Annotated in this window: 10 protein-coding genes and 2 pseudogenes; 6 read left to right on the top strand and 6 right to left on the bottom strand. The window is 58.2% G+C overall.

Annotated elements, in window-relative coordinates:
• Positions 1-237: 237 nt before the first annotated feature.
• The 3 genes from GWQ22_RS19450 to GWQ22_RS19440 all read left to right on the top strand — a co-directional run bounded on the left by GWQ22_RS19450 (position 238) and on the right by GWQ22_RS19440 (position 2,555).
• Entirely contained in the window at positions 238-717 is a 480-nt protein-coding gene (locus GWQ22_RS19450; protein ID WP_275931348.1) for a GNAT family N-acetyltransferase, read from the top strand.
• 262 nt (positions 718-979) lie between these two features.
• Positions 980-1,981, top strand: coding sequence for a sensor domain-containing diguanylate cyclase (locus GWQ22_RS19445; RefSeq protein WP_275931347.1), 1,002 nt, complete (start codon positions 980-982; stop codon positions 1,979-1,981).
• 154 nt (positions 1,982-2,135) lie between these two features.
• On the top strand, positions 2,136-2,555 hold the full coding sequence (locus GWQ22_RS19440) for a hypothetical protein (protein ID WP_042039285.1): 420 nt from the start codon (positions 2,136-2,138) through the stop codon (positions 2,553-2,555).
• Positions 2,556-2,719: 164 nt separating this feature from the next.
• Here GWQ22_RS19440 and GWQ22_RS19435 read toward each other — a convergent pair whose 3' ends face one another.
• Entirely contained in the window at positions 2,720-3,061 is a 342-nt protein-coding gene (locus GWQ22_RS19435) for a hypothetical protein (RefSeq protein ID WP_275931346.1), read from the bottom strand.
• A gap of 616 nt (positions 3,062-3,677) precedes the next feature.
• On the opposite strand from GWQ22_RS19435, the gene GWQ22_RS19430 reads away from it, so the two are divergent.
• Entirely contained in the window at positions 3,678-4,400 is a 723-nt protein-coding gene (locus GWQ22_RS19430; RefSeq protein ID WP_108537718.1) for a response regulator, read from the top strand.
• 10 nt (positions 4,401-4,410) lie between these two features.
• Positions 4,411-5,796, top strand: coding sequence for an ATP-binding protein (locus tag GWQ22_RS19425; RefSeq protein ID WP_212513977.1), 1,386 nt, complete (start codon positions 4,411-4,413; stop codon positions 5,794-5,796).
• Positions 5,797-5,858: 62 nt separating this feature from the next.
• Here the strand turns inward: GWQ22_RS19425 and GWQ22_RS19420 are convergent, their stop codons facing one another.
• The gene (locus tag GWQ22_RS19420) at positions 5,859-6,092 is read right to left on the bottom strand and encodes a hypothetical protein (protein WP_275931345.1); all 234 of its coding nucleotides are present in this window, start codon (positions 6,090-6,092) and stop codon (positions 5,859-5,861) included.
• Here GWQ22_RS19420 and GWQ22_RS19415 point away from each other — a divergent pair.
• The gene (locus GWQ22_RS19415; RefSeq protein ID WP_275931344.1) at positions 6,079-7,371 is read left to right on the top strand and encodes a sensor domain-containing diguanylate cyclase; all 1,293 of its coding nucleotides are present in this window, start codon (positions 6,079-6,081) and stop codon (positions 7,369-7,371) included. The two genes, GWQ22_RS19420 and GWQ22_RS19415, sit on opposite strands and share 14 nt — an antisense overlap.
• Before the next feature lie 45 nt (positions 7,372-7,416).
• On the opposite strand, the pseudogene GWQ22_RS19410 reads toward GWQ22_RS19415, so the two are convergent.
• From GWQ22_RS19410 to GWQ22_RS19395, 4 genes and pseudogenes are all read right to left on the bottom strand, one after another.
• Positions 7,417-9,349 (bottom strand): annotated as a pseudogene (locus tag GWQ22_RS19410) (ligand-gated channel protein).
• Positions 9,350-9,755: 406 nt separating this feature from the next.
• Complete coding sequence (gene cspA / locus GWQ22_RS19405; RefSeq protein ID WP_005316548.1) at positions 9,756-9,968, bottom strand: RNA chaperone/antiterminator CspA; 213 nt, start codon at positions 9,966-9,968, stop codon at positions 9,756-9,758.
• Between the two features lie 493 nt (positions 9,969-10,461).
• Entirely contained in the window at positions 10,462-10,746 is a 285-nt protein-coding gene (locus GWQ22_RS19400) for a DUF3811 domain-containing protein (RefSeq protein WP_011899186.1), read from the bottom strand.
• A 170-nt stretch (positions 10,747-10,916) separates the two neighbouring features.
• Positions 10,917-11,546, bottom strand: a pseudogene (locus GWQ22_RS19395) (cation diffusion facilitator family transporter); the annotation flags it as partial.
• Positions 11,547-11,668 lie beyond the last annotated feature (122 nt).

The following is an 11,668-nucleotide window of genomic DNA, read 5'->3' as shown; positions in this document are numbered from 1 at the left end:
TCGGCCGCACGATGAAGAGCAAAAGTTAGCATGATCGTTACCATGTTCGGGAGTCACATAGGAGATCAGATCCTGGAAATCGGGAAAAGTGCCAATCAGTTCACAATATTTGTGTATAAGAGTCAGCGGGTAGGGTGCAATGAACGAAGTGAATTGCACCGCTGCTATTTATCTGCCAAAAAGGTGTAATGCGCTGCGCTTATTACACCCTACCTACACACGACAGGATGTCATTGCTTGAGACTTGAATTTAACACCATCGATCTGGATCGGGATTACGAGCTTTGTGTGCAGGCGCGCAGGGATGCCTATTTTTGCAGCTTTCATACCCATGACGGCTTTGCCGACTTTATCGACGGTTATCGGGAGCGGGTCCGCGAAAGGCTGGGGCAAGCGCAATGGCACTACCTCCATGTCTGGGCGGGTGAACAACGGGTGGGTCAGCTGGAATTTCGCTGTTTTTCTGATGAACCCGAGACCGGCTATGTGCAGCTGATTTATCTGTTCCCCGAATATCGTGGCAGCGGTCTTGCCGCGCAGTTGCAGGCCTATATCCGCCAGCAGTTGCTTGGGGCGGGCTGCAAATGGGCGCTGCTCTCTGTCAGTCGCACCAATGTGCGGGCGTTGACCCATTACCGGCGATCTGGCTGGGTATTCCTGCGTCCCAATCCGAAACATCAGGAGACGGATTTTTATCGGCTGGCATTGGCAGATTAACCTCGGCTGTTGAGCCCCGCATCCCGCCCGATGATCCCATCCCCACCTTGCTCAATCGTGAGCGACATCCGGCCAATGAGGCAGACTTTAGCCACACGGGCGGGCACACTGTGTAGGCCGCTGGCGGCCGATATCCCAAGAAAAAGCAGTGGTGTTGTGGGGTTATGGCTGACAGATTTTGGGCAGTATGCCAAGGTAGCGTTTCACGACAGAACAGCGATTCCCCGTGGTGGCTCGGGGCAGAAGAACAAGGATAACCGCTATGCTGCAGGACAGTGACACGATCAGGATCTCGGATGTCAGCGAAGCCGTGGTGCACGGCATTCTGGAGGTGATCAGCGATGGCATCTGGGATTGGCATGCCAATACCGGTTTCGTCTATCGCAACACCGGCTGGTACCGGATGCTGGGCTACGAGCCTCATACCCTCGACAATACCGTCTTCACCTGGGAGAGCCTGATCCACCCCGACGATCTGGCGGCTGTGATGGCGAAGTTCGATCTCTGCCTGAGCGACAGCGTCCACGAATATCGCGCCGAGTATCGGTGCCGCACCTGCGATGGCAGTTACCTCTGGATTGAGGATTGCGGCCGCATCATTGAACGTAATCCCGATGGTTCTGTGGCGCGGATGATCGGCGCCCATCGCGATATCCACGCCAGCAAGCTGTTGCTGGCACAGCTGGAGCGGCGCAATCATTCGCTGGAGCAGCAGGTGGCAGAGCGCACCGCCGAGCTGGTGCGGCTCAACGAGGCGCTGCAACAGAAGGCAGAAGAGAATCGCCAGTTGGCAGAGACCGATGCCCTGACCGGCGCCGCCAGCCGCTATCGGCTGGAGCGGGTCATCAAGCTGGAGTGCGAGCGGTCCCGGCGCTTTAAGCACGCTTTCTCCGTCATCGCCATGGATGTGGATGACTTCAAGCAGATCAATGACAACCACGGCCACAGCGCCGGGGATCAGACGCTGGTCAAGATAGTGGCGCTGGTGCGGACGCACATTCGCGAGATTGACCTCATCGCGCGCTGGGGGGGCGACGAGTTTATGGTGGTGCTGCCCAATACCGGTCTGGCCGATGGCAGGCTGGTTGCCGACAAGCTGCGAGAGCTGATCGTGCGGTCGCGGGTCTGTGAACAGCTCGATATCACCCTGAGTTTCGGGCTGGCCGAATACCAGCCTGACGAGCCCATGAGCCAGCTGATGGTGCGGGTGGATCGGGCGCTTTATCAGGCCAAGCTGGCGGGCAAGAACCAGATCTGCGAATAGCTGTCACCACGGGGCCAGCGGGTTGGCCCTGGCGTGCCAGCGGTCGGATTTTTCTCTTTCCCCCCCGAATGCGTATTGACCGTTCGATAGCCTTGACTCCGCCTGAGAGCGCTGGTCTGATGCGCGCTCTTTAATCCCCACGAGATATTAATCAATGAAAAAGAGCATCCTGATTGCCCTGACTGCACTGCCCCTGTTTGCCCACGCCGGCCTGATGGATTCCCTGACCGAGACAGTGACCAGCAGCGTCACCAGCAGCGTCAAAGAGATGGCTGGTAGCGCCATGGACAGCGCCTCAAACGAAGCGATCAAGAAGGCACTGGATATCAAGGAAGGCGGCTCCAGCAAGCAGGCCATCAAAGACAAGCTGGGCGCCCCGGCCAGCACCAAGACCGAAGCCGGTCTGGAAGTGTGGACCTATGACCTGAGCGCCCTGAACAAGGTATCTCCCATACTGGCAGAGACCACCAACACCCTGTTCAAGGATGCCGAAGCCGCTCAGAAGAGCGTCGTCATCAAGTTTGAAGGCGACACCGTCAAGACCCTGAACCTGGTCGACAAAGCCAAGGCTTGAGTCTGAAATAGGTGCATGAGAAGGGGCCCTTGGCCCCTTTTTGCTGGCTGGCGTTCCTCATCACGCCTCAGCGCCATGCATCCCGCGAAGAGGGCGGCTGGCCAAGCGGGCGGGATAAACGAAAAAGGGTGGCCGAGGCCACCCTGTTGCAGGTCGAGACGCGTTTACTGGTGTGCTTCGGCGAACAGCTTCATCGCCTCGGCGTGCTTGGTCATGCCGTCGGCACGCAGCGTCAGGTTCTTCACAAACTCGGCCTTTTTGATCGGGTCTTCGATCTTGTCGAAGCGCTGCTGCAGGTTGGCTTGGATCTGCTCCGGGGTCATGTTCTGCATACGGGCCATCTTGTCATGGCGGCTACCGTGGTGCTTGCCGCCCATCATGCCGCCGGGGCAGTCGGTCATTGCGCCAGCCTGGGTGGTGGCAACGGTTTCGCTGGCGGCATAGGCGCCGAGCGGCAGGCCAAGGATCAGGGTGGCGGTCAGCAGGGTTTTGGTCAGGGTTTTCATGGTCTATCTCCTAGCGGATTGAGTTCGGGTTCGGCTTGCTCGCCTTGACCCTCAGTAAACACCCGACTGGTGTCTGAACTTTGCCAGTTGAAGCCTATTTTGTAGCAGAGTGTGACACTGTGCGGCGGTGTGACGGGTTTGCTTGTGCCATGCCGATCTGGACCAATCCGGCCAGTGCGATCAGGGTCAGGTTTTTTTCATCATCATTGTTTCCTGGGGATGGATCGCCGAAGGATGCCGACATTGTGTGTTATGGTGCCATGTGCGGCCCTAACCGGGCATGGCATCATGGGGAAGCGAAGGGGGTCTCGCTGGTCGGTCAGAGGCCGGCTTCATCGTCATCCGGGGTGACGCTTGCGTCAGGCTGGCGGTCTGTGCGGTGTGGCCGCTGGCAGCGGCATCAGTGTGGTGAGGGTGAGCATGGCCTGTCTCCTGCAATGAACGAGTAGGGACGAGTCCGGTATGTCCCCAGTAAATCCTCGTCTTGTGTCTCAATTTTACCGAGTGGCCGCATTTTTGTAGCAGAGTGTGGCATCTTGCTGATCCGGCACACTTTGACACAAACCGTCCGGCAGATTTTCGTATACTCGTGCCAGCTCTAACAGGAGAGGCCCTCATGAACCAAAACAGCACCCACATTCTGGTCGTCGACGATCACAGCGAGATCCGCGATCTGCTGAAACGCTTTCTGGAGCAGCATGGCCTGCGGGTCAGCTGTGCCCGGGATGGCAAGGAGATGAAGCGGCTGCTGGAGGAGCGGGAGTTCGATCTGCTGGTGCTGGATCTGATGATGCCGGGTGAAGATGGCTTGACCCTGTGCCGCGAGCTGAGGGCCAAATCCAGCCTGCCCATCATCATGCTCACTGCCATGGGGGAGGAGACCGACCGCATCATAGGGCTGGAGATGGGGGCCGATGACTATCTCGCCAAGCCGTTCAATCCGCGCGAGCTGCTGGCGCGCATCAAGGCGGTGATGCGCCGCTCCCAGGTCGAGCCGCAACCCGCCGCCGAGACCCTGACCCGGGATCTGCGTTTTGATCGCTGGCTGCTCGACATCAATCGCCGCGAACTGGTGGATGAGGATGGTGTGGGGCTGAGTCTCTCTACTGCCGAATTCGACCTGCTGCGGGTGTTTCTGGAGCGCCCCCAGCGGGTGCTGAGCCGGGATCAACTGCTGGATCTGGCCCGGGGCCGCGAGGCGGTAGCGTTCGACCGCGCCATCGACACCTTGGTGAGCCGGTTGCGGCGCAAGCTGGAACGGGATCCCAAGAATCCCCAACTTATCAAGACCATCTGGGGCGGCGGTTATCTGTTCGCCGCCGATGTGACCCAGGTGTAACGGCGTGGTCATGATCAAGCGACTCTGCTCCCGACTGTGGCCCAAGGGGCTGACCGGCCAGATCATCCTGGTGGCGCTGGCGGGGCTGATCCTGATCCAGCTGCTCAGTATCCAGATCTACCGCACGGATCGGGAGGAGGCGCTTGGCTTCGTCAACAGCCGCAACGCCATGCAGCGGATTATTGCGGTGGTACGGCTGCTCTCCCTCTCTCCACCGTCACTCTATGACGAAATTCTCAAGGCGAGCCGCAGTGAAACCCTGCTGCTGCGCCTCTCCGACGAACCGCTGCAACCGGACAACCGCAGCCCCCGCTTCGAGCAGCTGGTACGCTCGCGCCTCAATTATCCTGCCGGCCTCGCCGTCGAGATCAGCGCCGAGCTGAAAGAAGATACCCAGCGCAGCAAGGCGTGGGAGCACCATGCCCGCATGATGAAAGACCGCAAGGGGCCGCCACCGCCACGGGATATGCGGCTCTATGGTTCCATCGAGCTGCCTCAGGGGGGCTGGTTGCAGTTCAGCTCGCTGGTCGACAAGGAGGTGGGCAGCTGGTCGTGGCAAACCACGCTCAACCTGATGCTGGTCGCCAGCCTGGTGATCGGGCTGATGGTGCTGCTGTTTCGCCGCGCCACTCGCCCGCTCAAGCAGCTGGCAGGCAATGCCGAGCGACTGGGACGTGGCGAAGACATAGAGCCGCTGCGAGAGGTGGGGCCGACCGAGATCCGCGAGTCGATTCAGGCTTTCAACCGTATGCATACCCGGCTAGATCGCTTCGTGCAGGACAGAACCCGGATGCTGGCGGCCATCTCTCATGACCTGCGCACCCCTATCACCAGCCTGCGGCTGCGCACCGAGTTTCTGGCCGATGGCGAGGACAAGGATCGCATCCAGCAGACTCTGCAGCAGATGGAGCAGATGCTGGCGGCCACCCTCAGCTTTGCCCGGGAGGAAGGTCAGCAGGAGGCGACCCGCGAGCTGGATCTGGTCAGCCTGCTGGTCAGCCTGTGCGATGACTATGCCGACACCGGCCAGCCGGTCACCTGTCTGGCGGAGGGCAAACAGGTTTACGCCTGTCGGACCAATACCCTGCGCCGGGTGCTGCAGAACCTGATCGGCAACGCCATCAAATATGCCGGCAGTGCCGAGGTATCGCTGGAGCGTACCAAAGAAGAGCTGTTGATCCGGGTTTGTGACAACGGACCGGGCATAGATCCGGCGCGGCTGGAGGATGTCTTCAAACCCTTCGTGCGGCTCGATGAGGCCCGCAATACCGAATCCGGCAGCGTGGGATTGGGGCTCTCCATCGCCCGCACCCTGGTGCACCAGCACGGTGGCGAGCTGACCCTGCACAACCGTGCGCAGGGTGGGTTGGAGGCCAGGATCAGCCTGCCGCTGTGAGCCTGATGAGATCTGTGTGGGGAGGACGCCGACGAGGCGCCCTTCTCATGTTTATGTTGCCGTTATCTGACTGACATCACGCCAATTTCATACTCGGTCATGCTTGTTCTTCCAGCTTGAAGATGGCGATAATAAATGGCCGTGTAGACGGCTAATGGGAAGGTTGGTACAGGAATGGTGGTCTCTTCTGGTTTTGGATGGCGGGTGTGCAGCGGATGCTTCCTCCTGCTTTGTTTGGTGTGGTTGCCCGCCAGGGCTTCGCCAGCCCCGAAACCTTTGATCGTGACCAACTCCAAGGCCTGGCAGCCTTTCTCCTACCTCAATGAGGAGGGGCAGCCGGATGGCCTGCTGATCGATCTCTGGCGCGAGTATGGCCGTGTCACTGGTCGCCCGGTCGAGTTCAAACTGGTGGACTGGCAGACCTCGCTGGACCTGATGCGTACCGGCAAGGCCGATGTCCACGGCGGCCTGCTCTGGTCGCCGGAGCGCAATCTGCTCTATGACTATGGTCAGGGGCTCTCCCGTCTCGATGCCCAGCTGTTCTTTGCCAACGCCCTGCGCGGCTCGGATGTGAACGACTACCTGCTGCACGAGAGTGTGGGGGTGGTGGCGGGGGGATATGAGGAGTACTACGCCCGCAAGCACTTCCCCACCACGCACCTGCAAACCTTCACGGACAACGATGCCATGATGCGTGCCGCCTTCAGTGGCAAGCTGGGTGCCTTCATCGCCGATCTGCAAGTGGCGAACTTCTATATCTACACCTCGGCGGATCCCAGCCGCTTTATCCCGATGCGTCACCTTTACAGCGACGAGATCCGCTTTGCGGTCGCCAAGGGCAATCAGGCTCTGCTGCAGGAGCTGGAGCTGGGGTTTTCCCGCCTGGGCGCGGCGGATCGGGAGCGGATCATCCACAAGTGGATGCATATCGAGACCGTCTATCCACGCCACCTCTGGCCCTGGTTACTGGCGCTGGGGGGCATGGTGCTGCTGGTCTACATAGTGCAGCTGCGACGGGCGGTAGCGAGCCGCACCGCCGAGTTGATCCAGGCGAATGCGCGGCTTGAGCGCCTTGCCGGCACCGACGCCATGACGGGGATCCGGAACCGGCGCGCCTTTCTACCCGAGTTTGAACAGCGGCTGGCCTGTGGGCAGGCTTCGGCCTTGCTGCTGTTCGACATAGATCGCTTCAAGAGGATCAACGATCACTTCGGTCACGGGGTGGGTGACGAGGTGATCTCGGCTCTGGTCGAACGGGTGCGGCTGGTGTTGCCAGCCGGGGCGCTGTTTGCCCGTATCGGGGGGGAGGAGTTCTGCATCTGCCTGCCAATGGCGGATATGGCGGCGCTGCAGGAGTGGGCCAGCCGGATCGGCCGGGCAGTGAGTCTGCGCAAGTTGCAGACCAGTGCCGGGGAGCTGGGGTTTTCTATCAGTACCGGGGCCGTTTGGGTGCCGGATGGCATCAGAGCCGATGGCAGACAACTGTTGTTGCAGGCAGACAGGTTGATGTATGGCGCCAAGTCGCTGGGGCGCAATACCTGGCAGGTGGCGTGTTATGCCGAGGAAGAGGATTAGGCAGCAGAAGCGTAGGCCGCCGCCCCGAGGGGCGGCGGCTCGTCATCAGAAGTTGTAGGTCATCCCCAGGTTGTAGCGACGACCATCCAGCACTGTGCCGAAGCTGGTGTAATCCACCGTCTTGTCGAACAGGTTGTAGATGCCGGCTGTCACATTCAGGTGCTTGTTGGCCTTGTAGACCAGACCCGTGTCGAAGAAGGTGTAAGAAGGTGTGCCTTCTGCCATCTTGACCCGGCTCAGGTAATCAGAGGTCTTGCTGCGGAAGTTGACCCGTGACCAGAGGCTGACCGCTTCTGTGGTCTGCCAGTCGACCGTGGTGTTGAACATGTGGCGCGGCATCTGGTTCAGTGCCTTGCCTGCCAGCGGGCCGCTCTTTTGCTCGGACTGGAGGAAGGTGTAGCTGGAGCCGACCGACCAATCCTCGCTGATGGTCCAATCCATCATCCCCTCGACCCCGCGCATGTTCGCCTTGTCGATGTTGACGCGGTCACTGATGAAGTCATAGCTGTGACCATTGAGGGTACAGGCCGGATCGCTCTTGCTGGTACAACGACGCACTTCGGAGATCTTGTTCTTGAAGTCGGTATTGAACAGGGTAACCCCGGCATTAAAGCCCTGATGGCCATTCCACAGCAGGCCGATCTCTTTACTCACGCTGGTTTCAGGTTTCAGATCCGGGTTGCCGACCAGCATGCCATCCAGGCTGCCACCGCCGGTGGCCTGACCCCAGTTGGCCGCAGACATCCGCAAGTCCGGCGAACGATAACCGGTCGAGACGCCCCCTTTCAGGGTCCAGCTCTGGTCCAGATGCCAGACACCGTAGAGACGTGGACTCCAGTGAGAGCCGTAGTTCTGATCCCGATCCATGCGGGCACCACCCGTCAGGGCAAAGCTGTCGGTCAGCGACCACTCATCCTCGACAAACATCGCCCAGCTCCAGCGGGTCAACTGCTCAGCAGGATTGGCCACTTTCAGGGTATTGCCCTGATCGTGCAGATCCTCATAGCGATACTGACCACCGACACTCAGATAGTGATCCCCCAGCATAAATTGGGTGTGGGTATCGGCGATGGTGTTGGTGAGCTCCATCTTGCGACCGGGGTTGGTATTGGTCTCCTGCTGCAGATAGCTGCTGGAAGAGCCGAAATCATACTGGCCATCATGGGTCAGCGCGAAGTTGGTCCGCTCATAACGATTGAGATTGTCTTTTGCCTTGGCATCCAGCGAATTGCCTGCCGTGCGATCCCGATCCTGCAGGCTGCGGCTGGCCTCCAGATCGAAGCGGTTATGGTCGTCGGGCTTGAAGCTGAGCACAGCCGTGCCACTGCGGGTCTCCTGCTCGGCAAAGCCTTGGGGAAATTGGTCTTCGCCACGATGAGCCAGTTGGCCATTGACGCGCAGCCCCAACACGCCATCTATCAGCGAACCTGCGGTATAGGCGTTGGTCTGGAAGCTGTTACCGGCATCCTTGTTCTCCTGGAAGGTCGAATCAGCGTGAACAGCGCCCTGCCAGTCCAGACTGGTGGTCTTGCGGGTAATCACGTTAATCACGCCGCCCATGGCATCCGATCCATAACGGGATGACATGGGGCCGCGTACAACCTCAATCCGTTCGATTGCCTGCAACGGAGGCAACCAACCCTGCTCGATGCCCGGACCATCGCTATTGGGACGAGTGCCGCGGCTGTCGACCCGCTTGCCATCCACCAGCATTAGTGTGTATTTGGAGCCCATGCCACGAATGCTGATGTCGCTGCTGCTGCCACCCCCGGTGATCACCACGCCCGGTATGTCTTTCAGGGCATCGGTCACGTCGCGATAGGCGCGTTTTTCCAATTGCTCACGAGTCACCGGCCGCGGTATCCTCGATCTTCTGCTGGAAGCCGGAGGCGGTCACGACCATGACCTCCTGTTCGATGGCATAGGCGTGAGGGGTGAGGGCGGCGAGAACGAACGTGGTCAGCTTGTTGCGGTGCATTTTTATCATGTTGGCCTGAACTCTTTGAGTAAGAAGATGCATTCATCCTTTGTGTCAATCTATGGGGTGGTTTCACCGCATCCTGCGTGAAATCCGGCTCGGGCAGGTTCAGTAGGACAATCCTCCCGTTTGCCGGCAGGCATTGTAATGATCACGAGATGATATGCAAACGATAATCAATATCATTAAGGTTGTATGGTCATGCTATCGCCAACTAGGAGATACAGAGGGGGAGAACGGAAGAAAAAGGGGTGAGGCGGAATGGCGAAGAAGAGGTAAAAAGAGTCTGGGGGAGGGGAAATGCTGAATCGCAGGCAACAAAAAACCCGCCTAGGCGGGTTTTTTTAATTCTTGCATAAGGTCTTCTCAGCAGGCGTTAGCGAGCGTGAAGGCTTCCTTGCTTGAATTACAGACCAACTACGTTGGCAGCAGCCGGGCCTTTCTGGCCTTGCTCGATGGTGAACTCAACGCGCTGACCTTCGTCCAGGGTTTTGAAGCTGGTGGACTGGATAGCGGAGAAGTGTACGAACACGTCTTTGCTGCCGTCAGCCGGGGAGATGAAGCCAAAACCTTTCTCAGCGTTGAAGAACTTAACGGTACCAGTCATTTTGTTAGACATAATAATTTCCTTGAATAGTATTTGAAGTGCCAAAATGGCAATCTATGATTTTTCGTCAGCAATACGTATGGGGAGCACTAAAGAAGGAGAATTATTTAATAAGAACTATCCTTAGATAACTCTTATGCTAATCACTGCTTTACTAAAATGACTGCCTAACATAATCAGGTCTGAACTACCGAACCATCGAGAGAGATTAAAACACGCTCTCTTTTTTAAAGCAAACTTTATCTCAATATTAATTTTCGGTTAGCCAAGTGCTACCTACTCATATTGCCATGTGAACCATCGGGTATGTGGGGCGGGGTTGGGCGTATCTCCTTGCCGGGACAGGTGTTTGGCCTGTCTCAGTCACGTGTTCTTGGTGAACATGATGAGCGTTTGCCGGTCGGGCTTGTACAGATGGTGCCCTCATCAAGTAGAGAGAGCCATAACGATCAACGCCCGCCCACACAGCGCTGTGTGGGCGGGCGTTCATAAAGAGTGAGCGAACTCAGCGCTTGCTGCGGAACTTGTTGCTGACGGAGTCGATCCAGCTGAAGGTTTCTGGCAGCACCTGATTTCTGGCCCGCTCTTTGGCCTTTTCCCGAGCCAGTTTGGAGGCCACCTTGGCTGCCTCTGCACGATCTGCCACGATTTTAAGCCGGCCTTCCTCACGGATCCTGTTACGTTCTGCGTTGGTCAGCTGATGGTCAGCATTGGCCTGGGCTTTTTGGAGCAACAGGGTTATCTCGGCCTTTTCGGCCTCGGTGAGGTCTTTCATTTCCAACTTTTTCACGGCGCGCTCCTGGCGGCTGGGGGATGGGATACCCTAACACATTTTCGTCGACTATTTCTTACGCAATGTGCTCCACGGCCATAAAAGTGCGGGTTCCACGCTTTTTTTCGTTATTTATCTGCCAGTTCACTACAGATTTATCGCATTTTCCGGTTTGCATCGCACGTCTCTCAACCGTGGCCGCTCGGTTCGACATGGATCAGCACGATGGCATGGGGCAGGTGGTGCATGATGCCCTGCTCTATCTGATCACAGATGGCATGGGAGAGCTCTATGCTCATCTCCTTGGGCAGGGTCAGGTGGAAATCGATATGACGACGGCGTCCGGCCTGGCGGCTACGCAGGGCGTGAAAGCCACCATGCTCCGGGCAGCACTGCTCGATCACCTGAGTGGTGATGGCCAGCTCCTCCTCGCTCATGCTGTGATCCAGCAGGGGCTGAAAGGCCTGATTGAGCATGGCGATGGCTTCCCGGAGAATGAATATTGCCACGCAGATGGCCACTATGGGGTCGAGCAAATAGAGGTTGTAGCCCAGCCCGTCGGCGATCCAGATACCGAGCAGGCCGCCTGCGACCCCGAGAGAGGTCAGTACGTCTGCCTTGAGGTGCAAGGCATCGGCGGCCAGCGCGATGGACTCTTCCTCTTTCGCCACCCGGTAGAGATAGGTGGAGACACCGCTGTTGACCAGCGCCGAGATCAGCATGACCAGCACGCCAAAGCCCACACTTTCGACCGGTGTGGGTGTGATCAACTTGCCGATGGCTTCGAAGATGATCCAGCCCGCAGCCAGCAGGATTAACCTGACTCTTATACACAAATATTGTGAACTGATTGGCACTTTTCCCGATTTCCAGGATCTGATCTCCTATGTGACTCCCGAACATGGTAACGATCATGCTAACTTTTGCTCTTCATCGTGCG

It is taken from the genome of Aeromonas sp. 1HA1, assembly GCF_029237385.1.
GTDB classification, from domain to species: Bacteria; Pseudomonadota; Gammaproteobacteria; order Enterobacterales; family Aeromonadaceae; genus Aeromonas; species Aeromonas popoffii.
This window is presented reverse-complemented; position numbering and strand designations above follow the sequence as displayed.